This window comes from Lysobacter enzymogenes (assembly GCF_023617245.1).
Taxonomy (GTDB): Bacteria; Pseudomonadota; Gammaproteobacteria; order Xanthomonadales; family Xanthomonadaceae; genus Lysobacter; species Lysobacter yananisis.
Window position 1 is genome coordinate 386,708 of sequence record NZ_CP067396.1, and the last position, 22,694, is coordinate 409,401.

23 protein-coding genes are annotated in these 22,694 nt (G+C 73.5%); 14 read left to right on the plus strand and 9 right to left on the minus strand.

Features of this window, described 5'->3' with window-relative positions:
- Positions 1-71: 71 nt before the first annotated feature.
- The 4 genes from JHW41_RS01595 to JHW41_RS01610 form a co-directional block, all read right to left on the minus strand.
- On the minus strand, positions 72-1,073 hold the full coding sequence (locus JHW41_RS01595; protein WP_082644723.1) for a sulfate ABC transporter substrate-binding protein: 1,002 nt from the start codon (positions 1,071-1,073) through the stop codon (positions 72-74).
- Positions 1,074-1,146: 73 nt separating this feature from the next.
- Positions 1,147-2,598 carry an OprO/OprP family phosphate-selective porin gene (locus JHW41_RS01600; RefSeq protein WP_250448791.1) on the minus strand — a complete coding sequence of 484 codons (1,452 nt, stop codon included), beginning with the start codon at positions 2,596-2,598 and terminating at the stop codon, positions 1,147-1,149.
- Positions 2,599-2,798: 200 nt separating this feature from the next.
- Positions 2,799-3,050: a hypothetical protein gene (locus JHW41_RS01605; protein ID WP_057949463.1), complete on the minus strand. Its 252-nt coding sequence runs from the start codon at positions 3,048-3,050 to the stop codon at positions 2,799-2,801.
- Positions 3,047-3,562, minus strand: a complete 516-nt coding sequence (locus tag JHW41_RS01610) for an RrF2 family transcriptional regulator (RefSeq protein WP_082644722.1) — start codon at positions 3,560-3,562, stop codon at positions 3,047-3,049. Before JHW41_RS01610 ends, JHW41_RS01605 begins: the two co-directional genes overlap by 4 nt.
- A 205-nt stretch (positions 3,563-3,767) precedes the next feature.
- Between JHW41_RS01610 and JHW41_RS01615 the strand changes: the two genes are divergently transcribed.
- The 4 genes from JHW41_RS01615 to JHW41_RS01630 all read left to right on the plus strand — a co-directional run bounded on the left by JHW41_RS01615 (position 3,768) and on the right by JHW41_RS01630 (position 9,382).
- The gene (locus tag JHW41_RS01615; RefSeq protein ID WP_250448792.1) at positions 3,768-4,634 is read left to right on the plus strand and encodes an ABC transporter permease; all 867 of its coding nucleotides are present in this window, start codon (positions 3,768-3,770) and stop codon (positions 4,632-4,634) included.
- Entirely contained in the window at positions 4,631-6,181 is a 1,551-nt protein-coding gene (locus tag JHW41_RS01620) for a dipeptide ABC transporter ATP-binding protein (RefSeq protein WP_250448793.1), read from the plus strand. The genes JHW41_RS01615 and JHW41_RS01620 overlap by 4 nt, the downstream gene beginning before the upstream one ends.
- A gap of 254 nt (positions 6,182-6,435) precedes the next feature.
- Positions 6,436-6,615: a hypothetical protein gene (locus tag JHW41_RS01625; protein WP_250448794.1), complete on the plus strand. Its 180-nt coding sequence runs from the start codon at positions 6,436-6,438 to the stop codon at positions 6,613-6,615.
- A gap of 148 nt (positions 6,616-6,763) precedes the next feature.
- The gene (locus tag JHW41_RS01630; protein WP_250448795.1) at positions 6,764-9,382 is read left to right on the plus strand and encodes a YadA family autotransporter adhesin; all 2,619 of its coding nucleotides are present in this window, start codon (positions 6,764-6,766) and stop codon (positions 9,380-9,382) included.
- Between the two features lie 180 nt (positions 9,383-9,562).
- On the opposite strand, the gene JHW41_RS01635 is transcribed toward JHW41_RS01630, so the two are convergent.
- Positions 9,563-10,579 (minus strand): pteridine-dependent deoxygenase, encoded by a 1,017-nt coding sequence (locus JHW41_RS01635; RefSeq protein WP_250448796.1) that lies wholly within the window; start codon positions 10,577-10,579, stop codon positions 9,563-9,565.
- Positions 10,580-10,949: 370 nt separating this feature from the next.
- Here JHW41_RS01635 and JHW41_RS01640 point away from each other — a divergent pair, with 370 nt between their 5' ends.
- The 9 genes from JHW41_RS01640 to JHW41_RS01680 all read left to right on the plus strand — a co-directional run bounded on the left by JHW41_RS01640 (position 10,950) and on the right by JHW41_RS01680 (position 18,381).
- On the plus strand, positions 10,950-11,219 hold the full coding sequence (locus JHW41_RS01640) for a phosphopantetheine-binding protein (RefSeq protein WP_057949458.1): 270 nt from the start codon (positions 10,950-10,952) through the stop codon (positions 11,217-11,219).
- 50 nt (positions 11,220-11,269) lie between these two features.
- On the plus strand, positions 11,270-11,980 hold the full coding sequence (locus tag JHW41_RS01645) for a ketosynthase (RefSeq protein ID WP_250448797.1): 711 nt from the start codon (positions 11,270-11,272) through the stop codon (positions 11,978-11,980).
- Between the two features lie 180 nt (positions 11,981-12,160).
- Complete coding sequence (locus JHW41_RS01650) at positions 12,161-12,544, plus strand: hypothetical protein (RefSeq protein WP_250448798.1); 384 nt, start codon at positions 12,161-12,163, stop codon at positions 12,542-12,544.
- Positions 12,541-13,530 (plus strand): acyltransferase, encoded by a 990-nt coding sequence (locus JHW41_RS01655; protein ID WP_057949455.1) that lies wholly within the window; start codon positions 12,541-12,543, stop codon positions 13,528-13,530. Before JHW41_RS01650 ends, JHW41_RS01655 begins: the two co-directional genes overlap by 4 nt.
- Positions 13,481-14,170, plus strand: coding sequence for a LolA-related protein (locus JHW41_RS01660; RefSeq protein ID WP_078997185.1), 690 nt, complete (start codon positions 13,481-13,483; stop codon positions 14,168-14,170). Before JHW41_RS01655 ends, JHW41_RS01660 begins: the two co-directional genes overlap by 50 nt.
- On the plus strand, positions 14,170-16,539 hold the full coding sequence (locus JHW41_RS01665) for an MMPL family transporter (protein ID WP_428995441.1): 2,370 nt from the start codon (positions 14,170-14,172) through the stop codon (positions 16,537-16,539). The genes JHW41_RS01660 and JHW41_RS01665 overlap by 1 nt, the downstream gene beginning before the upstream one ends.
- A complete protein-coding gene (locus JHW41_RS01670) occupies positions 16,526-17,026 on the plus strand; it encodes a phosphotransferase (RefSeq protein ID WP_250448800.1) in 501 nt (166 codons plus the stop codon). Before JHW41_RS01665 ends, JHW41_RS01670 begins: the two co-directional genes overlap by 14 nt.
- Positions 17,023-17,763 carry a 3-oxoacyl-ACP reductase FabG gene (fabG, locus tag JHW41_RS01675; RefSeq protein WP_250448801.1) on the plus strand — a complete coding sequence of 247 codons (741 nt, stop codon included), beginning with the start codon at positions 17,023-17,025 and terminating at the stop codon, positions 17,761-17,763. Before JHW41_RS01670 ends, fabG begins: the two co-directional genes overlap by 4 nt.
- A 129-nt stretch (positions 17,764-17,892) precedes the next feature.
- A complete protein-coding gene (locus JHW41_RS01680; protein ID WP_138885433.1) occupies positions 17,893-18,381 on the plus strand; it encodes a DUF4156 domain-containing protein in 489 nt (162 codons plus the stop codon).
- 23 nt (positions 18,382-18,404) lie between these two features.
- Here JHW41_RS01680 and JHW41_RS26175 read toward each other — a convergent pair whose 3' ends face one another.
- The 4 genes from JHW41_RS26175 to JHW41_RS01695 are packed head-to-tail and all read right to left on the minus strand — an operon-like array spanning position 18,405 to position 21,381.
- Entirely contained in the window at positions 18,405-18,548 is a 144-nt protein-coding gene (locus JHW41_RS26175; RefSeq protein WP_428995611.1) for a DUF6053 domain-containing protein, read from the minus strand.
- The gene (locus JHW41_RS01685; protein ID WP_250448802.1) at positions 18,490-19,365 is read right to left on the minus strand and encodes a glycosyltransferase family 2 protein; all 876 of its coding nucleotides are present in this window, start codon (positions 19,363-19,365) and stop codon (positions 18,490-18,492) included. The genes JHW41_RS26175 and JHW41_RS01685 overlap by 59 nt, the downstream gene beginning before the upstream one ends.
- Complete coding sequence (locus JHW41_RS01690) at positions 19,358-20,185, minus strand: beta-ketoacyl synthase chain length factor (RefSeq protein ID WP_250448803.1); 828 nt, start codon at positions 20,183-20,185, stop codon at positions 19,358-19,360. The genes JHW41_RS01685 and JHW41_RS01690 overlap by 8 nt, the downstream gene beginning before the upstream one ends.
- Positions 20,182-21,381, minus strand: coding sequence for a beta-ketoacyl-[acyl-carrier-protein] synthase family protein (locus tag JHW41_RS01695; protein WP_250451348.1), 1,200 nt, complete (start codon positions 21,379-21,381; stop codon positions 20,182-20,184). Before JHW41_RS01695 ends, JHW41_RS01690 begins: the two co-directional genes overlap by 4 nt.
- Positions 21,382-21,857: 476 nt before the next feature.
- Here JHW41_RS01695 and JHW41_RS01700 point away from each other — a divergent pair, with 476 nt between their 5' ends.
- The gene (locus tag JHW41_RS01700; RefSeq protein WP_057949449.1) at positions 21,858-22,541 is read left to right on the plus strand and encodes a YdcF family protein; all 684 of its coding nucleotides are present in this window, start codon (positions 21,858-21,860) and stop codon (positions 22,539-22,541) included.
- Positions 22,542-22,694 lie beyond the last annotated feature (153 nt).

The window sequence follows — 22,694 nt, forward strand, 5'->3', positions numbered from 1 at the left end:
GCTTCGACAGACAGCGAGCCGCGGCCGCGCCGGCTCTCGCACGCCGGCGCGGCCGCGGTCTCAGGCGGAACTCACTTGGGCTGGTAGATCTTGTCGAAGAACCCGCCATCGGAGAAATGCGCGGCCTGCGCCTTCTTCCAGCCGCCGAACGCGCCGTCGATGGTCACCTGCTTGACCGCCGGGAACTTGGCCAGCTCCGCCGCCGGCACCTTGTCGGGTTCGGCCGGGCGGTAGCCGTGCTTGGCCGCCAGGCGCTGGCCTTCGGGGGTGTAGAGGAAGCGCAGGTAGGCTTCGGCCTGCTTGCGGGTGCCGTGCTTGTCGACGTTCTTGTCGACCCAGGCCACCGGCGGCTCGGCCTTGATGCTCAGGCTCGGCACCACGATCTCGAACTGGCCGCGGCTGTTGGATTGATCCAGCGTCAGCAGCGCCTCGTTCTCCCAGGCGATCAGCACGTCGCCGATCTTGCGGTCGACGAAGGTCGTGGTGGAGCCGCGCGCGCCGGTGTCGAGCACGGGCACGTTCTTGAACAACTGGGTCAGATACCCGGTGACCTTGTCGCCCTCGCGGAACTTGGTCGAGGCCCAGGCCCAGGCCGCCAGGTAGTTCCAGCGCGCGCCGCCGGAGGTCTTCGGATTCGGGGTGATCACGCCGACGCCCGGCTTGATCAGGTCGTCCCAGTCCTTGATGCCCTTCGGATTGCCCTTGCGCACCAGGAACACGATGGTCGAGGTGTACGGCGAGCTCTGGTGCGGCAGGCGCTTCTGCCAGTCGGCCGGCAGCTGCTTGGCGTTGGCGACGGTGTCGATGTCGCCGGCCAGGGCCAGCGTCACCACGTCGGCCTCCAGGCCGTCGACCACGGCGCGCGCCTGCTTGCCCGAGCCGCCGTGCGAGGTGCGGATGTTGAGCGTTTCGCCGGTCTGCTGTTTCCATTGCGCGGCGAAGACCTGGTTGACCTCGGCGTAGAACTCGCGCGTGGGGTCGTAGGAAACGTTGAGCAGTTCGGCGTCCTTGGCCGCGGCGGTGCCGGCGGCGAGCGCCACGCTGAGCAGAACCCATCGGAATGCGGTTTTCATCGGTCGATCCTCTGCGAAGTGGCGTAAGTCCAATACAGCGTGTGGGGCGGTCGCGGCGTGGTGCGGCCGCGCATCAGAACGCGAGCTGGGCGCGGGTGAAGAACGCCTTTTCGTCTTCGCGGTCGCGGCCGTTGGCGGCGCCGCCGTCGAATGCGGTCTGAGTGTAGTTGGCGACCAGTTTCAGGTTGGCGGTGAGGTACCAGTTCAAGCCCAGCCCCCACGATCGCGCCGCGGCGGCGACGGCGTTGGGATCGGCGAAGCGCGGGAACGCGGCGTCGTCGATCTCCAGGCGGCCATAGCGCGCGACCAGCTCGAACGCGCCCCAGCCTGCACTACCCACGGTAAAAGGTTGGTTAGGCCGGGCGACGCCGCGGTAGCCGGCGTCTTCGCCGGTGAGCACCAGGCCGGCGGTGAGCTGCCAAGCGCGGTGGTCGAGTTCCTCGCGCGCCGCGCTCACCCGCACTTCCTGGCTGGAGCTGACGTATTCGCCGAGCAGGCCGAAGGCGTTGCGGTAGAAGTACAGCTGCGGCGACCAGCGCTTGGTCGCGCCGTCGGCGAGCACCGTGCTGCGGTAGTTGAAGAACTGCGACTGCCCTGGCGTGCGGTAGCGCGGCAAGAAGTTGTTGCCGCTGCCGGCGCGGTCGCCGGCGCTGGCGCCGAGGCCGAAACCCAGGCCCTGCAGCGCGCCGCCGGCGTTCTTCCACGGTTCCAGGAAGATCCGTCCGGCGTATTCGAACTCGTTGTCGGGGTTGGCGGTCGGGCTGTCGCGGCCGTCGACCGCGCCGTTGAACACGCCCAGCGCGTAGGACACGGTCGAACCGGCGAACTCGCCCTGCAGCTGCAGGCCGAGGTCGCGGTTGGGCGTGAGCTCGGAGGCCAGGCCCAGTTCGATCAGGCCGGTGGAACCGCTGGACTGCAGCCGCTCCAGGCCGACCGGACTCTTGAACTTGCCGACCCGCAGCGTCGCGCGCGGATCGAACTTGAGGTCGAGGTAGGCGTCGTTGATGGTGGCGCTGTCGCCGGCGAACTCGGGCAGGATCCGGAAGCCGACCAGCGAACCCCAGCTGCCTTCGATGCTCGGCTGGATCCGGCGCCACAGGAAGGTGTCGTTCTGCGGCACTTGCGAATCGCCGACGAAGAAGCGGCCGTCGGCCTGCAGCAGCGCCTTGAACTTGACTTCGACATCGCCCGGCGGCGGCGACTTGATCGACAGCCCCTTGCTCGCGCTCAGCGCCACCGTCGGCGTGCTGGCGGCCTTGGCCGCGCTGTCCTCGGCCTGCAGTTCGAGCTTGCGCTCGATGATGCGCAGGCGCTGGTCGAGATCGGCCAGGCCTTCGCCGCCGGCGTCGGCCGGCGCGGCGGTGCCCAGGCGCTGTTCGATCGCCTTGAGCCGTTGCGCCAACTGCTCGACCGTGAGTTCGGCCGCGTGCGCCGGCAGGCCGGCGGCGCAGGCCAGCGCGGCCCATAGCGGCGCGGCGGTCAGGCGCGCGAACGGGCGCGGTCGGCGGCGAACCTGGATTGGCATCGGTGTGCTCCTTTCATCGAAAACGGTGGAAGGGCCCGGTGGCGCGGACCACGGAACTGGCAGAAAAAACAACAAAGGTGTTCCCGATAGAAACCGCAGCCGCCCCCAGGCGTCCCCACGATCTCCCCAATAACAAAAGTCTTCGAGTACCCGCGCCCACCCCCCGGCGGCCGCGCTCTCAGTTCAACAACAGCGCCCCCTCACCCCCACGACTCCCCCGCCACCGTCACCTCCACCCGCTCGCTGCGGGTGATCTCGACGATCCGCGCGCCCTGCACCACCACCTCGATCCGCCCCGCGGCGAGCCCGCGCAGCGCCTGCAACAGCACGAACTCGCTGTCGCTGAGGTTGACGATGTTGATCTCCGGCTCCGGCGCGCGCCCGGCTTCGTAGCGCACGGTCGACACCTGCGCGTCGGCGCGCTTGGCGGAGGGCTTGCGCGCCCGGCTCACCGGCCGCCTCCGAGCTCGCCGGACAGGAAGGTGGCGTCGAGCAGGGCCGGGTCGATCGCCGCCGCGCCGAAGTCCGGCGCCAGCGCCAGCTCGCGCAGGCTGCGCCGGTCGAGCACGTGCGAGAGCGCGTCGCGGGCCTCGCGCATCAGCGCGCGCAGGCTGCAGGCGTCCGGGTCGGCGCAGTCGGCGCAGGGCTGGTAGGCGCTGACGCTGGCGCAGCGCACCGGCGCCAGCGGGCCGTCGATGGCGCGGATGAGGTCGCCGACCATGATCTGGTCGGCCGGCCGCGCCAGGGTGTGGCCGCCCTTCTGCCCGCGCCGGCTGTGGATGAAGCCGGCCTCGCGCAGATCGACCAGGATCGATTCGAGGAACTTGCTCGGCGCGCCGCTGTGCTCGGCGATCGCCTTCGCCTGCAGGCGGCCGTGGCGCACCGCCGGCGCGGTCCGCCCGCTCTCGGCGCGCGCCAGCGCGCACATCGCGCGCAGGGCGTACTTGGCCTTCATCGTCAGCATTTCCCAGTCACCATGTAGGAAATGTGGCGCGGCGGGGCCGGGCGGGGGAAAAGGTATTGGGTGATGGGGATATGACGGGTGGGAATGTGGCGGGTGGGGTTCGGGACCGGGAACCCGGGACCCGGGACCAGGATCCGGCCTCTGGGTCCCGGGTCCCCGGTCCCCGGTCCCGATCGTCGAAGCCAAACCGTTACGATGCCCCCCGATGCGATTCGCCACTCCCCTGCCTCCGCTCGCCCGCACCTGCCTGACCGTGCTGGGCCTGCTCGCCGCCGCGTGCTGGCTGGGGCCGTGGCTCGGCCGCTACGGGCCGGTGCTGCCGGACTGGGAGGCGCTGTCGGCCGCGCCGGGCACGGCCGGGCACTGGTTCGGCACCGACGCCATCGGCCGCGACGTGTTCGCCCGCACCCTGGCCGGCGGCCGGCTGTCGCTGGGCATCGGCCTGCTCGCCAGCGTGGTCGCGCTGGTCATCGGGCTGGGCTACGGCGCGGTCGCCGGGCTCGCCGGCGGCTGGGTCGAGCGCTGGATGCTGCGCGTGCTCGACGTGTTCTCGGCGCTGCCGTTCCTGTTGGTGGTGATCCTGCTGCTGACCCTGTTCGACCGCTCGCTGTGGCTGCTGCTGGCGGCGATCGGCGGCTACGTCTGGATCGACCTGGCCCGGGTCATGCGCGCGGAGGCCGCGCGCCTGCGCGAGGCGGCGTTCGTACTGGCCGCGCAGGCCGCCGGCGCCAGCTTCGGCCAGCGCCTGCGCTGGCACGTGCTGCCCAACTTACTGCCGCTGGCGCTGGTCTACCTGGGCCTGATCCTGCCGCAGGCGATTTTGGTCGAGAGCTTCCTCGGCTTCCTCGGCCTGTCGATCGACGAGCCGTCCTCCAGCTGGGGCGGCCTGCTCGCCGAGGGCGTGCAGGAACTCGACAGCGCGCCGTGGACCTTGTTGTTCCCGGCCGGCTTCCTGGTCGCGACCCTGGCCGCGTTCCAGTTCCTCGGCGACGGCCTGCGCGACTGGCTCGACGTGCGCGGCCAGGCGCAGGCGCGCGGCGACGGTCCGGCGCCCGAGGCCGCGGCGGCATGAGCGCGCTGCTGGAACTGCGCGAACTGCGGGTGTCGCTGCCCGGGCGCGAACTGCTCGGCCCGCTCGACCTGGAACTGCGCGCCGGGCAATGCCTGGGCGTGGTCGGCGAAAGCGGCAGCGGCAAGAGCCTGACCGCGCTGGCGCTGCTGGGCCTGTTGCCGCCGCCGCTGCGCGCGCAGGGGCGGTTGCGCGTGGACGGCGCGGACATCGCTTTGGCGTCGCCCGCGCACGCGCGCCTGCGCGGCCGCACGCTGGCCTGGGTGCCGCAGGACCCGCTGGCTTCGCTGCATCCGCTGCGCCGGGTCGGCGCGCAACTGGTCGAAACCCTGCGCGCGGTGCGCGGTTTGCCGGCCGGCGACGCGCAGCGGCAGGCGCGGTCGCTGCTCGAACGCGTGCAACTGCCCGAGCCGGCCGCGGCGCTGGCGCGCTATCCGCACCAGTTCTCCGGCGGCCAGCGCCAGCGCATCGCCATCGCTTTGGCGCTGGCGACCGAGCCGCGCGGGTTGATCGCCGACGAACCCACCTCGGCGCTGGACGCGCGCATCGCCCGCGACATCCTCGACCTGCTCGACCGCCTGCGCCGCGAGGACGGGCTGGCCCTGCTGTTGATCAGCCACGACCTGCCGCTGGTCGGCGCCTACGCGCAGCGACTGCTGGTGCTGCAGCGCGGTGCGGCGATCGAGCGCGGCGACGCCGCGCAGGTGTTCGCCGCGCCCGCGCAGGCCTACACCCGCGAGCTGATCGCCGCCGACCGGATCGCGCCGCTGGCCGCGCCCGCCGTCGACGACGCGCCGGTGCTGCTGCGCGGCGAGGGCCTGCGCATGCGCTACCCGCGCGCGTCGCGCGCCGCGTTGGACGGCGTCGACATCGAATTGCGCCGCGGCGAAGGCCTGGCCCTGGTCGGCGAGAGCGGCAGCGGCAAGAGCACGCTCGGCCGCGCGTTGCTGCGGCTGTTGCGCGGCGCGCAGGGGCGGGTGGCGTTCGACGGCGTCGACCTGGCGACGCTGGACGCCGCCGCGCTGCGCCGCCTGCGCGCGCGCACCGGCGTGGTGTTCCAGGACCCTTACGCCTCGCTGGACCCGCGGCTGAGCGTCGCCGAGATCGTGGCCGAGCCGCTGCGCATCCATCGCCACGGCGATGCCGGCGCGCGCCGCGCCCGCGCCGCCGAACTGCTGCGCGCGGTCGGTCTGGACGAGGCCATGCTCGAACGCTACCCGCACCAGTTCTCCGGCGGCCAGCGCCAGCGCATCGCCATCGCCCGCGCATTGGCGACGCGGCCGCAGCTGTTGGTCTGCGACGAAGCGGTGTCGGCGCTGGACGCGCACCATCGCGCGGCGGTGCTGCAGTTGCTGGCGCGGCTCAAGCGCGAGCACGGGCTGGCGCTGCTGTTCGTCACCCACGACCTGTCGGCGGCCGCCGCGGTGGCCGAGCGCATCGCGGTGCTGGAGGCGGGGCGGATCGTCGAGTCCGGCACGACGGCGCAGGTGCTGGCGGCGCCGGCGCACGCGCATACGCGGGCGTTGCTGGCGGCGCGCGCGACGTTGTGAGCTTCGCGCGCGGCGGCCGGCTTCCGGCGCTGCATCGATGCCGGGCGGTCGCGCCGCTCGCGCGGAACGCCTGCGTGGATCGGGTTCGTCGTAGTCGCGGCGGCGCGGTCGCGGCTTGCGCCGCTGCTGCTCGGGACGACGCGGTCGGCGGCTGAACGCGGCGATTCGGGCGTCGTCCGCCGCCGTGCCGCATGCCGGGACGGCACGACGCAGTCCGCTTTGCAATTGGCGCAAATCGCGCGTCGCGGCCGCGCTTGGCTTCCGCCGACACCGCAAGCCGCCGCCGCGCCGGCGCGGCGCGTGTGGCGGCGCGCGGATGCGGCCTCGCGCATCGGCGCGGTGAAGCGAATGCCAGGCCACCGGACAGCATCCGCCTGCTGCGTTGCAACAGCATGACCGCGAGCGTGCCGGAACTGGCGGTGTCGGTGAAGTAATTCGTACGTGTTTAGCCGTATAAAAGTGCATCAATTCGCTTTATGGTTGGCAAGGCCGGTGCCGGGGAGGGCGCGGTCTTCCGATCGAGCAGCACGCACGCCACGACGGTTCCGAATCGGTTCTTGTCAGTCTTAGGGGAAACAAGGAATGAATCGCAGCACCTTATTGGCGCTGGCCATCGCCAGCGTCATCGCTATGAACATGGCCGCGCCAGGGCAGGCGTTCGCAGGCAACGACTGCGACCTCAACGACGGCGTCGCGGGCAACGAAAACAGCGGCGGCAGCACCGCCAACGGCGTCGATGCGATCGCCTGCGGCCGCGGCAACAACGCCAATGCCGACGGCGGCGTCGCGCTGGGCCGCAACAACACCGTCGACGGCATCGATGCCCAGGCCATCGGCAACGGCAACTTCGCCGGCGGCGTCAGCGCCACCGCGGTGGGCGCCGACAACGCCGCCTCGGGCGACGAAAGCGTGGCGCTGGGGCGCGGCAACCAGGCCGCCGCCGCCAACGCCAGCGCGGTGGGCTACATCAACAGCGCCAACGCCCAGGACAGCAGCGCGCTGGGCAACTTCAACTTCGCCGACGGCGTGGGTTCCAACGCGGTCGGTCGCGGCAACCGCGCGCGCGTGGATCGCTCCAACGCGTTCGGCGGCGACAACGACGTCGGCGGCGTGGACGCGACCGCGCTCGGCAACAACAACGTCGCCAGCGGCGCGCGCAGCCTCGCCGCCGGCTTCGGCGCGCAGGCCGGCGCCGACGATGCGGTCGCGGTCGGCGTAGCCGCCAGCGCCAGCGGGATCAACAGCAGCGCCTTCGGCAACGGCGCGCAGGCCATCGGCGTGAACGCGACCGCGGTCGGCGCCTCGAGCGTGGCCGGCGGCGACGACGCCACCGCGGTCGGCCTGGGCAACCAGGCCGCCGGCGCGAGCGCGACGGCGGTCGGCTACGTCAACAGCGCGAACGTGCAGGACAGCAGCGCGCTGGGCAACTTCAACGTCGCCGACGGCGTCGGCGCGAACGCGGTGGGCCGCAGCAACCGGGCGCGCGCGGATCGCGCCAACGCGTTCGGCGGCGACAACGACGTGAGCGGCGTGGATGCGACCGCGGTCGGCAACGGCAACATCGCCAGTGGCGCGCGCAGCCTCGCGGCGGGCTTCAACGCGCAAGCGACGGCCGACGATGCCGTGGCGCTGGGCAACAACTCGGTCGCCAACCGCGCCAATACCGTGTCGGTCGGCGCGGCAGGCGCGGAACGGCAGGTCGTCAACGTCGCCGACGGCACCCAGGCGACCGATGCGGTGAACCTGCGCCAGTTGCAAGGCGCGGTCGGCGCCATCGGCGACGGTTTCGTGGTGCGCGGCGCCCAGACCGGTACCGACAGCGTGGCCGCCGGCGCGGGCAGCGCCGCCAGCGGCGTCGGCAGCAGCGCGCTGGGCAACGGCGCGCAGGCCATCGGCGTGAATGCGACCGCGGTCGGCGCCTCGAGCGTGGCCGGCGGCGACGACGCCACCGCGGTCGGCCTGGGCAACCAGGCCGCGGGCGCGAGCGCGACGGCGGTGGGCTACGTCAACAGCGCCAACGTGCAGGACAGCAGCGCGCTGGGCAACTTCAACGTCGCCGACGGCGTCGGCGCGAACGCGGTGGGCCGCAGCAACCGGGCGCGCGCGGAACGCGCCAATGCGTTCGGCGGCGACAACGACGCCAGCGGCGTGGACGCGACCGCGATCGGCAACAACAACGTCGCCAGCGGCGCGCGCAGCCTTGCGGCCGGCTACAACGCGCAGGCCACGGCCGACGATGCGGTGGCGCTGGGCAACAACGCGGTGGCCGATCGCGCCAACACCGTGTCGGTCGGTGCGGCCGGCGCGGAACGGCAGATCGTCAACGTCGCCGCGGCGACCCAGGACACCGATGCGGTCAACCTGTCCCAGCTCGGTCGGGTCATGGGCGTGTTCGGCGGCGGCGCCAGCTTCGCCGGCGGCGTGTTCGCCGCGCCGACCTTCACCGTCCAGGGCAGCGCGTTCAACGACGTGGCTTCGGCGTTCGGCGCGGTCGATGGCCGCCTGACCGACCTGTATGGGCGCATCGCCAACATTCCGGCCGGTCCGCAGGGCCCGCAAGGGCCGCAGGGTCCGCAAGGCCCCCAGGGACCGCAAGGCCCGCAGGGGCCGGCCGGCCCGGGCGGTTCGGGCGGCTCGCCGTTGTCGGCGAACTACGACGACGCCTCGCGCGGCACCCTGACCCTGGAAGGCGCCAACGGCACCCGCGTGGCCAACGTCGCCGACGCCACCGCCGCGACCGACGCGGTCAACCTGCGCCAGATGCAGGCCGGCGACGCGGCCGCGGTGCAGCAATCCAACGGCTACACCAATCAGCAGGTGCAGCAGGCCAACGCCCGCGCCGACGCCGGCGACGCGCGCACCCTGCAGTCGGCCAACAGCTACACCGACCAGCGCATCAATGGCCTGAACCTGGACTTCGGCAATTTCCGCGCCGAGGTCAACGACCGCTTCGAGGACCTGGACCGGCGCATCCGCCGCAACGGCGCGATGTCGGCGGCGATGGCGCAGATGTCGGCCAACAGCGCCTACGCCAAGCCCGGCCGCGGCCGCCTGTCGGTCGGCGCGGGCTTCCAGGACGGCGAGAGCGGCCTGGCCATCGGCTACGGCCGGCGCATCAACGACAACGTGTCGATCAGCATCGGCGCGGCGTTCTCGGGCTCGGAGAGCTCCGGCGGCGTGGGGTTCGGCGTCGATCTGTAAGTGATGGGGCTGCGGGACCCGGGACCGGGGACCGGGGACCTGGGACCTGGGACCGGGGACCCACAAAAGCAGGAAGGCCCGCTTCGGCGGGCCTTCTTGCTTTTCGCGGATCGTTTCAGCCGTGCAGTCCGGCACGGTGTTTTACGCTCTTGCCCGGTCCCCGGTCCCCGGTCCCCGGCCTCAGCCGTGCACCCCGTCGATCTCGACCAGCAACTCGTGCCGGCACACCGCCGCATGCACCAGGATTCGCGGCACCCGGTCGCCGTAGCGGCGGTCGAGTTCGGCGGCGACGATCGGCAGGTCGGGCAGGTCGCGCACGTACACCTTCAGGCGCGAGCCGGGGCCGAACGCGGGCGGCAAGTCGGGACGGTGCTGGCGCGCGGCGCCGATCAGGCTGTCGAAGTTGGCCAGGGTTTCTTCCAGTTGCGCCAGCACCGATTCGGCGTGGCGCGATTCGTGGCCGACCACGGCCGCGGTGCCCGACAGCAGCAGCGGCATCCGCGCCGGACCCGGCGGCAGCATCGCCCGGGCGAAGCTCGGCGATTGCGGGCCGTACTGGCGCGGGTAGCGGTAGGCGCTGACCTGGCGCGGGTTCTCCAGCGGCGTACCCGGCGTGCGCGAGGCCAGCCAGTACACCTGCAGCCGGCGCGCGCCGTCGACGCGGCCGATCGCGGTCGCCGCCGGCAGGCGCGCGATCGGGAACTCGCCCAGGCCGGCCGCGCGGCCGACGCAGAACACGCGGTAGCGTTCCTCGTCGCCGTGGCCGAGGGTGATGCCGTCGAGGTAGTTCCAGATCCGCAGCAACTGCGGGTAGCCGCGCTGCGCGGTGAACGCGAGCAGCTTGCGGTAGAGGTATTCGGCGGCGCGGCCGATCTCGCCGTTGGCCGGTTCGCCCGGCAGCGGCGCGGGCTCGTCGACTTCGATCACGCCGAACTGCAGCGCGCCGTCCTCCGCCCAGGCCAGGTCGCCGTCGCGCCCGCGCGCGACCGGGCCGCTGCCGCGCCAGCGTTCCAGGCGGCGGTCGCCGACCGGTTCCAGCGGCACCCGCAGGTAGCGCGGGTCGTCGTGGTGCGGGGCCTCCTGGCCGAAGCCGAACAGCGCCAGGGTGTCGTCCTGGGCCAGCGCCTGGGCCGGATCGGCGTCGAGGTAATCGACGTCCAGGCGCGGGCCGGCGACGGTCGCGGCGGCCGCGCTCATGCGCCGCCTCGCGGCGGCCGGGCGGCCGGGGCGGCGCGCGGCGCCGGGAGCGGGGTGGGGCGAGCGGTCGGAACGGGTGCGGACGGCTCGGCGGAGCCGCCCGCGGCGAGGGCCGCAAGGGCCGTCGCGAACGCGGAAACGGAAGGCTTCATGCGCAAATGATAGCTCGCGGGCGGCGCCGGCCGCGCATCCGCGCGGTCGCAGGCGAACCCCGGCAACGCAGCGTTTCGCTGGCGCAAGTGATTGATGCCGAAGCGTTTACCCGCGCACGGGCGGGCGCCGGCGGCGACCGTGCCGAAGCCGGCGGTTGCGCCGTGCCGCGCGATGAAGGATCGTGGCGCCCCTTGCGATAGCGGTTACGGAACACACGATGTCTGAACAAAGCCCCGCCGAACGCGAACTGGCGCAGCTGCTGGTCGAGAGCCTGAACCTGGAAGACGTGGCGCCGGAGCAGATCGATCCGGACGCGGCGCTGTTCAACGACGGCCTCGGCCTGGACTCGATCGACGCGCTGGAACTGGCGCTGGCGATCACCAAGCGCTACGGCTTCCAGCTGCGCTCGGACAACGACGAGAACCGCCGCATCTTCGCCTCGCTGCGCGCGCTGTCGAGCCACATCGAGCAGCACCGCGCCGCCTGAGCGCGCCGCGCGCGGATGCGGCGTCCTTCCGCCGCCGGAGCCGATTTGCCGTGAACGAAGCAGCGTCCAGCGTCAGCGGTCCGGCGCGCGTGGCCTTGGCGGTCGCCTATCCGCTGCTCGCGCACTGGGCCAGCCACGACGGCGGCGGCGCGCTGGCGGCGTTGGCGCTGGCCGATCTGGTCGTGTTCGTCGTCCTCGACGGCCTGCTGGCGCTGCGTCCGGCGCCGTGGGCGATCGCGGCGGCGTTGCTGGCCGCGCTGGCCGCGCTGGCGCGCACGCCGTATGCGCAGATGCTGCTGCTGACCCCGCCGGTGCTGTTCAACGCCTGGCTGGCCTGGTGGTTCGCGCGCAGCCTGCGCGCGCCGCGCGAGGGCCTGATCACCCGGATCGTCGCCGCCCTGCACGACTGCGCGCCGCGCGACCTGGACCCGCCGCTGTATCGCTACACCCGCGGCCTGACCGCGCTGTGGGCGTGGACGATGGCGCTGCTGACCGCGGCCAACGCCGCGCTGGCGCTGATCGCGGTGCCCGACGGGTTGCTGGCGCGGCTGGGCTATCTGCCCTCGCCGTCGATCACCCAGGAGCAGTGGTCGTGGTTCGCCAACATCATCAACTACGGCGTGCTCGGCGCGATGTTCGCCGGCGAGTACCTGGTCCGCCGGCAGCGTTTCCCGGAGCGGCCGGAGAGCGGCTTCTTCGACTTCCTGCGGCGCATGGCCCGGCTCGGGCCGCGTTTCTGGAAGGAGCTGTTTTCCACGTGACGCGCGGCCGCGACGCGGCGGCGCCGACGCCGCGGACGCCGGGCGGGTGAACGCAGCGCTACCGGACCGGCCGGCGCGGCGCGCGCGGATCGCGAGAAAACGCTTGCAGCGCCGCCGTTCGGGCGCGTTTCACACACGCGTGTTTTATTCTTCGGGCTCCGCTGCCGCCCAAGCCGCCTGATGAACTTCGTCGTCGCCGCCGACCATCCCTGCCTGCCGGGCCATTTCCCGGATCGGCCGCTGGTGCCCGGCGTAGTGGTGCTGGAGCGCGTGCTCGACGCGCTGCAGGCGCAGCACGGCGTCTTGCCGGCGTTGCGCCTGCCGCAGGTCAAGTTCCTGCAGCCGCTGCTGCCGGGGCAGACCGCGCGGGTCGAGCTGGAGCGGATCGAGCCGAAGCCGGCCGACGCAGCGAAGGCCGACCAGGCGAAGGCCGAGCCGCCGCATGCCGCCCCGGCGCCCGCGCCGCCGCTGCGCTGGCGCTTTCGCGTGCGCCGCGGCGAAGAGCTGCTGGCCAGCGGCGAGATCGTCGCCGCGTCCGCGCCGCCCGCGGACGCGCGCGCATGAGCGCGTCGGCGCACTGGAAGGACCGGCCCGAGGGCGGCAGTCCGTTGGCTTACCGCGTCATCGCCTTCATCGCCCAGCGCGGCGGCCGCGGCGTGGCGCGGCTGGCGCTGTATCCCATCGTCGCCTATTACCTGCTGATGCGCGGGCCCGAGCGCCGCGCCTCGCGCGCCTGGCTGGCGCGCGCGCTGGAGCGCGCGCCGAGCCTGTTCGAGGTCGCCCGCCACATCCACACCTTCGCCGCGACCATCCTCGACCGGGTCTACATGCTCAGCCGCGGCATGGACGGCTTCGCGGTGGACGTGCGCGGCCTGGACTCGCTGGACCCGTACCTGGAACGCGGCCAGGGCGTGCTGCTGTTCGGCTCGCACCTGGGCAGTTTCGAAGCCTTGCGGGTGCTGGCGCGGCGGCGGCCGCAGCTGCAGGTCAAGGTGGTGCTCGACCGCGGCCACAACGCCGCGCTGATGCGCATGCTCGACGCGCTCGACCCGCAGATCGCCGCCAACGTCATCGACGCCGGCCAGGACGGGCCGAGCATCGTCCTGCAGATCAAGCACGCGGTCGACCACGGCGCGATCGTGGCGATGCTGGTCGATCGCGCCGGGCCCGGCGAGCCGGTGCAGGCCGCGCGCTTCTTCGGCGCGCCGGCGCGGTTCCCGACCTCGCCGTGGCTGGTCGCCGCCGCGCTCAAGCTGCCGGTGGTGCTGGCCTTCGGCCTGTACCGCGGCGGCGCGCGCTACGAGCTGGCGTTCGAATCCTTCGAGCCGGCGTTGCACATCGAACGGCGCGAGCGTCCCGCGCGGCTGGCCGCGCTGGTCCAGCGCTACGCCGAACGCCTGCAGCATCACGCCCGCAGCGCGCCGTACAACTGGTTCAACTTCTACGATTTCTGGCATGCCGATGACGCTTCCCACGTTCCGCCCGACGCTGCTCTGCCCGATGCTGGCCCTGCTGCTGGCCGCGACGTGGCCGCTCGCCGCGCCGGCTGAGCAGGCCGCCGCGCCCGCGCGCGTCGCCGACGAGGGCGCGCAGCCGGCCGACGCGGCCTGGATCCTGCCGCGCCTGGCCCAGCCGGTGCCGGCGCGCACCGACTTCGTCGAGGTGCGCGGCTCGGCCCTGCTCAAGGCGCCGCTGCGCGTGTCCGGCGAATACCGCCGCCCCGACCCCGGCACCCTGGTGCGCGAGGTGCGCGAGCCGTACGCGGAAACCACCACCATCCGCACCGGCGCCAAGCCGGGCCAGGGCGAGGTCAGCATCGCCCGCGCCGGCAAGCCGCCGCGGCGCTTCTCGTTGTCGCGCGCGCCGGAACTGGTCGCGCTGCAGGCCAGCTTCGGCGCCCTGCTCGGCGGCGACCGCGCCGAACTGGAGCGGCACTACGCGCTCGACGCGCAGGGCACGCGCAAGCAGTGGATCGTGGCGATGAAGCCGCGCGATCCGCAGGTCGCCGCGCGCGTGCGCGAGATCGTGCTGCTCGGCCGCGACGACGAACTGCGCTGCATCGAGACCCGCCCGGCCCGCGGCAGCGAGCAACAGCGCACCCTGCTCGGCAGCGCCGCGCGCGCCGCCGCCGGCATCGCCGATGCCGGCCAGCTGGCCGCGCTGTGCCGCAGCCACGGCCCGGCGCGTTGATGGCCGCGCCGATCCGGATGACCCCCGCCCGCCGCATCGCCTTCGCCCTGCTGTGGCTGGGCGTGCTGGCCGTGGCCGGCTGGGCGATCGGCGCGCACCTGCAGCTCAGCGGCGACCTGCGCCGGTTCATGCCCAGCGCGCGCACGCCGGCGCAGAAGCTGCTGATCGACGAACTCGGCGAAGGCCCGGGTTCGCGCCTGTTGCTGCTGGCCATCGACGGCGACGCGCCGGCGACGCTGGCCGCGCAATCGCAGGCGTTGCGCGCGGCGCTGGCGACGCAGCCGGCGTTCAAGCTGGTCGCCAACGGCGCCGGCCTGGGCCTGGACGCGGTGCCCGAACGCCTGCGCCCGTATCGCTACCTGCTCTCGCCCACGCTCGACGCGCAGCGCCTCGACGCCGGCTACCTGCGCGAACAGCTCGACAGCCGGGTGCAGGACCTGGGCTCGCCCGCGGGCGAGCTGATCGAGCCGCTGCTGCCGAGCGACCCGACCATGGAAATGCTGCGCGTGGCCGAGGCCTGGCAGCCGGCGCAGGCGCCGCAGACGCTGGACGGGGTGTGGTTCGATCCGGCCGGCAAGGAAGCGTTGCTGGCGGTGGAAACCCGCGCCGCCGGTTTCGACCCGGCCGGGCAGGAGCAGGCGATCGCCGCGATCCGCGCCGCGTTCGAGCGCGCGCGCGGCGCCAGCCCGGCGCGGCTGACCGTCAGCGGCCCGGGCGCGTTCTCGCTGGAGATCGGCGGGCGCACCCAGCGCGAGGCCAGCCTGATCGGCACCATCGACAGCCTGCTGTTCGTCGCGCTGCTGTGGCTGGCCTACCGCAGCTGGAAGGCGCCGCTGATCGGCGGCCTGCCGCTGGCGACCGCGGGCCTGGCCGGGCTCGGCGCGGTGGCGTGCATCTTCGAGGGCGTGCACGGCATCACCGTGGCGTTCGGCTTCACCCTGATCGGCGTGGTCCAGGACTATCCGATCCACCTCTACAGCCACCAGCGCCCGGGCCTGTCGCCGTGGGCCAGCGCGCGCAGCCTGTGGCCGACGCTGGGCACCGGCGTGGCCTCGACCTGCATCGCCTACCTGACCTTCTTCGTCTCCGGCGTCGACGGGCTGCAACAACTGGCGGTGTTCACCATCGTCGGCCTCGCCACCGCCGCGCTGACCACGCGCTTCGTATTGCCGGCGCTGATCGATCCGGCGCCGCGCGACGTCGCGCAGTCGCGGCGGTTGGCGCGGGTGTGGAGCGCGCTGGCGCGCTGGCCGCGGCTCGGCGTGGCCAGCGTCTCGCTGCTGGCGGCGCTGGCCCTGGCGGTGGTGCTGTTCGTGCCCGGGCCGTTCTGGCAGAACGACCTGGCCAAGCTGACCCCGGTGTCGGAAGCGGCGCTGGCGCGCGACGCGCAGCTGCGCGAAGCGCTCGGCGCGCCGGACGTGCGCTACGTGATCGCGATCGAGGCCAAGGACGCCGAAGCCGCGCTGCAGGCCTCCGAAGGCCTGCTCGCGGAACTGCCGCTGCTGCGCCAGCGCGGCGCCATCGCCGGCTACGACCTGGCCGCGCGCTACCTGCCCAGCGCGCGCACCCAGTTGCAGCGCCAGCAGCGCCTGCCCGAACCGCAGGCGCTGCGCGCGGCGCTGGACGCCGCGGTCGCGGCGACGCCGTTCCGCGGCGACGCCTTCGCCGACTTCCTGCGCGACGTGGAAGCCGCGCGGCATGCGCCGCCGCTGCGCCCGCGCGACCTCGCCGGCACCGCGCTGGCGGCCAGCATCGAGGGCCTGCTGCGCGAACGCGAAGGCCGCGCCACCGCGCTGGTGTCGCTGACCGGCCTGCACGATCCCGAGGCGGTGGACGCGGTGGTGCGCAGGCACGGCGGGCAGTTGCTGGATCTCAAGCAGGCGTCCGAATCGCTGGTGGCCGAGTACCGCGGCCGGGTGCTGACCGCGCTGGCCCTGGCCGGCGTGCTGCTGGCGCTGGCGGTGTGGGTGGCGCTGCGCTCGCCGCGGCGGGTGCTGCGGGTGCTGGCGCCGATGGCGCTGAGCACGCTGCTGATCCTGGCCGCGCTGCGCGGCTTCGGGGTCGAGCTCAACCTGTTCCACCTGGTCTCGCTGATCCTCGCCGCCGGCCTGGGCCTGGATTACGCGTTGTTCTTCGACCACGCCGGCGACGACCGCGACGAACAACTGCGCACCCTGCACGCGGTGATCGTTTGCAGCCTGACCACGTTCATGGTGTTCGCGCTGCTGGCGCTGTCCTCGATCCCGGTGCTGCGCGCGATCGGCGCGACGGTCGCGCTCGGCGTGGTGTTCAACTTCGCGCTGGCCCTGCTGATCGTGCGCGAACCGGCGATGGCGACCGCGGAGGAGGCCGCCGATGCGCAGCCGTGAAGCGATCGCCGCGCTGATTCCGCACCAGGGCCTGATGTGCCTGTGGGAAGAAGTGCTCGAATGGGATCCCGAGCGGATCGTCGCGCGCAGCGAGGGCCATCGCGATCCGGCCCATCCGCTGCGCGAGGGCGGGCGCCTGCATGCGCTGCACCTGTGCGAGTACGGCGCGCAGCTGATGGCCGTGCACGGCGGCCTGCTGGCGCGCGCGCACGGCGGCCGCGCCCGGCCCGGCGTGCTGGTCGCGCTGCGCGGCGTGGAGTTGCGCGCGGCGCGCATCGACGACCTGCCCGGCGCGCTGGAAGGGCGCGCGCGCCAGCTCGCCGCGGGCGAGGGCAGTTGGCAGTACGAATTCGAGGTCCTGCACGCCGGCGAGTTGCTCGCCAGCGGCCGCGCGGCGGTGATGGCGCGGGAACAGGAAACGGTCGACGACCACGCACGGGCGGACGCGGCGGCGACGCCGTCCGGCGCCGAAGGAGACGAACGATGAGCGCAGCGGACACGCCGGTGCGGCGGGCCCTGGTGACCGGCGGCAGCGGCGACCTGGGCGGGGCGATCTGCCTGCGCCTGGCGGCGCAGGGATGGCGGGTGATCGTGCATGCCAACAGCGGCGTCGAGCGCGCCGAGGCGGTGGTGGCGCGGATCCGCGCCGACGGCGGGCAGGCCGAGGCGGTGGCGTTCGACGTCGCCGACGGCGACGCCGCGCGCGCGTCGCTGGAACGCCTGCTCCAGGCCGGGCCGATCCAGGGCGTGGTCAACAACGCCGGCATCCACGACGACGGGCCGATGGCCGGCATGAGCGACGCGCAGTGGCGGCGGGTGATCGATGTGTCGCTGCACGGTTTCTTCCACGTTACCCAACCGCTGCTGCTGCCGATGGCGCGCACCCGCTTCGGCCGCATCGTCAGCGTGTCGTCGGTCGCGGCGGTGCTCGGCAATCGCGGCCAGAGCAACTACGCCGCGGCCAAGGCGGCCCTGCACGGCGCGTCCAAGTCGCTGGCGCGCGAGATGGCCAGCCGCGGCATCACCGTCAACGTGGTCGCGCCCGGGGTGGTCGAGGGACGCATGGCCGCCGAGGCGTTCGCGCCGGAGGCGATCAAGCAGATGGTGCCGGCCGGCCGCGCCGGCCGCGCCGACGAGGTCGCGGCGGTGGTCGCGTTCCTGTGTTCGGACGATGCGAGCTACGTCAACGGCCAGGTGATCGGGGTCAACGGCGGCATGATCTGAGCGCCCCGGCGCCGCCGGTCGGCCCGCGGCGGCCGCCGATGAATGCGGCCGCGGCCGCCATGGCGCGCTTCACCGCGCGGTCGGCCGCGGCGTACTAGCATGGCGCCAGGTCCGTCGATGGAAGCCGCCATGCGCACACCTCTTTTGCTGCTGGTCCTGGCGCTCGGCCTGAGCGCCTGCGCCAGCTCCCATGTGATCACCGGCCAGCCGCGGCCGCCGGTGCCGCTCGAGCAGGTGCGCGTGTACTTCGCGCCGCCGCCGAGCCGCTACGAGGAGATCGCCCTGCTGCAGAGCAACAGCGGCGCGTTCACCTACGGCGAGCAGAACAAGATGAATTCGGTGATCAACAAGCTGCGCGCCGAAGCGGCCAAGCTCGGCGCCAACGGCGTGTTGTTCCAGGGCACCCAGGACGGCGACGGCGGCACCGGCGTCAGCGTCGGCGCGGGCGGCGGCAGCTACGGCGGCGGCCGCCATTTCAGCGGCGGCGGCGTCGGCGTGAGCATCAGCCCGCGGCAGAAGTTCGCGCGCGGCGTGGCGATCTACGTGCTCAATCCGCCGCCGATGAGCGACCGCGGCCCGCAAGGCCTGCCGCCTCCGCCTCCGCCGTCCACCCGCTGAGCGCGGCTTTTGCGGGAGGACCTTCAGGCCCGAGGCATTCGCGCTTTTGTGGGAGGGCCTTCAGGCCCGATGCTCTTGTGTCCGCTCGCCGGACAACGCCCGCAAGCCTCAGCGCGGCCCGGTCGACGCTTCGCGCCGCGGCGCGCCGGCGAATTCGCCGCTGGGATCGTCGATCAGCGGCGGATTGGCGCGGATGCTGCGGTACACCTCCGGCACCCGCCCGCGCCGCAGGCACTGCAGCACGATGTGCGAGGTGATCCGGCTGAAATCGCGCAGCGGCTTGAAGTGGCTGGCGCGGTAGGCCTGCTCGCCGTCGGCGTTGTAGCGCGATTCGATCGGCACCGAGACGCAGCGCGTGCCCAGCCGCTGCGCGGCCGACATCAGGATCTGCGCTTCGAACACGAAGTCCTCGCCCGGCACCCGCTCCAGCGCGGCCACCTCGGCCGGGTACAGGCGCTGCCCGCTCTGGCTGTCGGCGACCTGGTAGCCGGTGCCCCAGGCTACGCCCCAGTCGCCGAAATTATTGGCCAGCCGGCGGTAGGTGGGCTGCGCCGCGCGCTTGCGCAGGCGCGCGCCGATCACGATATGGCCGGGATGGCGGTTGCCGCTGTCGATCAGGCGGGCGATGTCGGCGGCCGCGTGCTGGCCGTCGCCGTCCATGGTCAGCACCGCCGCCGCGCCGCGGCGCAGCGCTTCGGCGAAGCCGTCGCGCAGGCTCGCGCCCTTGCCCTGGCGCCGCGGATGGCGCAGCAGCACCGCCGGCAGGTCGGCGATGCGCTCGCCGGTGCCGTCGTCGGAGCCGTCGTCGATCACGATCACCAGCGCGCATTGCGCCAGCGCGCCTTCGACCACTTCGCGGATGCGCAGCGCTTCGTTGAGCGCGGGGATCACCACGGCGACGTTGTCGCGGTGCAGGCGCGCGCGCTCGGTGCGCGGGGCCGGCGCCAGCACCGGCACGCGCGTGCGCGAAGACGTGTCAGTCATGGTCCAGTTCCAGCCACAGGCCGCGGCCGCTGCCGGCGGGCAGGGCGATGCGAGGGACGGCGCCGGTCGCCAGCGCATCGAACAAAGGCAGCATCGGCGCACTGGCGTTGCCGGCGTCGCGCTGCAGCAGGCGGCCCGGGGCGGCGGGCGCGGCGGGCGGATCGCCGAGCCAGGCGTGCAGGCGCGGCGCGCCGGCGCGCGGCGCGCGGCTGAGCACCAGCGCCGCGCCGAGCAGGCCTTCGCTCGGCGCCGCCGCGCCGAGCGGGCCGTAGCCGGCGCCGTCGTAGCCGGCCAGCAGCACCGCCGCTTCGCCGGCCGCCAATTGCGCCAGCGCATCGATCAGCCCTTGGGCGAAGCTCGCCTCCAGCGCGCTCAGCGCGGTGGCCGGGCGCATCGCGCCGACGCCGATGGTCCAGTAGCCGGCGGCGGCGTTGTGCACCGAGTTGTGGAAGCGGGTCGGCGAGATCGCGCGCGGATCGGCGGCCAGGGTCGCGCACATGTAGTCGGTGATCGCCATGTCGCCGTGGCTGGAGGCGAACACCGACGACAGCGCGGCCGGATCGCGTCCGGCCGCGGCGCAGGCGGCCGCGGCCACGTCCAGCGCCACCGCCACCGTCTCCGGCGCGCGCCGGCGTTCGTTGGCCGGCAGCAGTTGCGGCGACGGCCGCGCCGGCGCGTCCGGCGCCGCTTCGCCGCCGAGCGCGTAGGCGCGCGCGGCGTTCCAGTCGGGCAGGCCGCGGCTCCAATAGCCGACGCCTTCGATCGCGGCGGCGAGCGCGGCGGCGGGGCGCGCGCCGGCGGAGTGGGAGGCGGCGCTCATGCGCGCGCGAACACCAGCGAGCAGTTGTTGCCGCCGAAGCCGAAGGAATTGTTCATGGCGTAACGGATCGGCGCGCGCGCATTGTCGAAACGGATCTGCGGGCCGTTGCCCGGATCGGGCTCGCGGCTGTTGAGGGTGCCCGGCAGCTCGCCCGATTCCAGCGCGAGCAGGGCGAAAGCGGATTCGACGATGCCGGCGGCGCCGAGCGTGTGGCCGGTCCAGCCCTTGGTCGAGGACGCGTGCAGCTGCGGCGGGAACAAGGACGCGACCGCCAGCGCCTCGACCTGGTCGTTGGCCGGCGTGGCGGTGCCGTGCAGGTTCAGATAACCGATCTCGGCGGGCTCGACGCCGGCGCGCGCGAGCGCGTCGGCCATCGCCAGGCGCGCGCCCAGGCCCTGCGGGTGCGGCGTGGACATGTGGTGGGCGTCGCTGGATTCGCCGTAGCCGCGCAGCTGCAATCCGGCCTCGTCCGCGCCGCAACGCTCCAGCACCGCGAAGCCGCCGGCTTCGCCGAGCGACAGGCCGGTGCGGTGGGCGTCGAACGGCAGGCACGGGTCGGGCGACACCAGCTGCAGCGAATTGAAGCCGAACAGCACGCTGCCGCACAGCGTGTCGACGCCGCCGACCAGGGCCGCGTCGGCGAGCCCGGCGCCGATCAGGCGCGCGGCCTGGGCGAACACCTTGGCGCTGGACGAGCACGCGGTGGCGACGGTGACGCAGGGCCCGCGCAGGCCGGTGGCCGCGGCGACGAAGGCGCCGGGCGAATGCGGCGTGTGCAGGTGCGCGCGCGACAGCGACGGCGGAAACCGCGGCGGATCGCCGCGCAAGCCGGCATAGGCTTCCTCGGTCGCGCCGATGCTGGCGGTGGAGGTGCCGACGATCACCGCGACGCGTTCGGCGCCGTAGCGCGCGGCGAGCGCGGCGGCGGCTTCGACGACGCCGTCGTGCTGCAGGCTCAGCCAGGCCAGGCGGTTGTTGCGGCATTCCCAGACGGCCAGGTGCGCCGGCAGCGGCGCGTCTTCCAGGCCGTCGACGCGGCCGATCCAACAGTCCAGCGGCGCCTGCTGCGGCGCCGTGGTCGGGAAATCGTTGCGGCGCAGCCCGCCGCGGCGCTCGCGCAAGGCCCGCGCCTGGGCGTCCAGGCCGCGGCCCAGGGCGGTGGTCGCGGTGTAGGCGCGGATCGCCAGCGGCGGCATCGGTGGAGCGGCGGGCGTCACTGCGGCGGGCGGTCGGCTGGGATGGAGACGGCGAAAGTATAGCCAGCCGGGGCGCGCGGCGACCGTAGTGGAACGCGTCGGGCCTGAAGGCCCTCCCACGACGAGAGCGAAAGGCCCTGCCGCCACCGGAGCGGAAAGCGTCGCGCCGGAAGCTGCTCCTGCGATCGGAGTGGACAGCATCGGGCCTGAAGGTCCTCCCGCCAGCGGAGCGAACGGCGCCGGGTCTGAAGGTCGTCCCGTCGCACGGGGCAGGGCGGCGTTCGCAGCGCGTTTGTGGGAAGGCCTCGGCTTTGGGTAGAAGAGCCGTGGCCCTTGCAGGAGGACCTTGGCTTTTGTGGGAGGGCCTTCAGGCCCGACGCGCTCCGCCCGGCGCCCGCGAACCCCGGCCGCCGCGAGTATCATGGCGCCCGCGCCGCGCTCCGCGGCCGCCCGACTTGCGATCCCGCGCGCCCGCCTTGACCACCCGCACCGCCCACCGCCTGTCCCTGTTCGGCGACCGCGACATCCTGCAGGTCGCGGCGGTGACCGCGACCGCGTGCGCGCTCAGCGCCGGCCTGGTCTATCTGGGCTATTTCGTCCACGTGCTGCGGGTCGCGCGCAACGCGCCGTGCCGGCCCGAACGCGGCGAATGCGTGCTGCTGTTCGGCAAGCACGCGCCCGGCGGACGCCTCGACCGCGATTTCGAGGCGCGCCTGGATCGCGCGGTGTCGCTGTGGCGCGAGCGTCCGCCGCGCAGCGTGGTGCTGCTCGGCGGCGGCGCCGCGGACGAAACCAGCGAAGCCGAACTGGCCCGCCTGGGCTTGCTCGCGCGCGGCCTGGCCAGCGACGCGCCGCTGCGGCTGGAAAACCAATCGCGCGACACCCTGCAGAACCTGCGCAACGCGCGCGAACTGCTCGGCGAAGGCATGCGTTCGCGGGTGACCTTGCTCAGCAGCCGCTATCACCTGGCGCGCTGCGCCTGGTTCGCGCGCCGGCTCGGCTACGACTTCGAACTGTGCGCGGCCGAACCGCGCCTGCGCCTGGACGCGCGCATGCTGGTGCGGCTGGCCGGCGAGGCGGCGTATGTCTGCCTGAGCGATGTGGGCGCGCGCTGGGCGCGCCTGATCGGCAACCGGCGCATGCTCGCGCGGGTCAGTTGACGCGACGCGGCTGAATCGTTCATCGATCGCGGCGCTGCCGCGGCGTGCTGCAATCGCACATCCGCCGGCAATGCGCCCGCGCCGCGCGCAAGCGGCGAAAACCCGCTGTTTTCCGCGCTCCCGCGGCCGCCATGCGCGACCGCGCGACGTCTC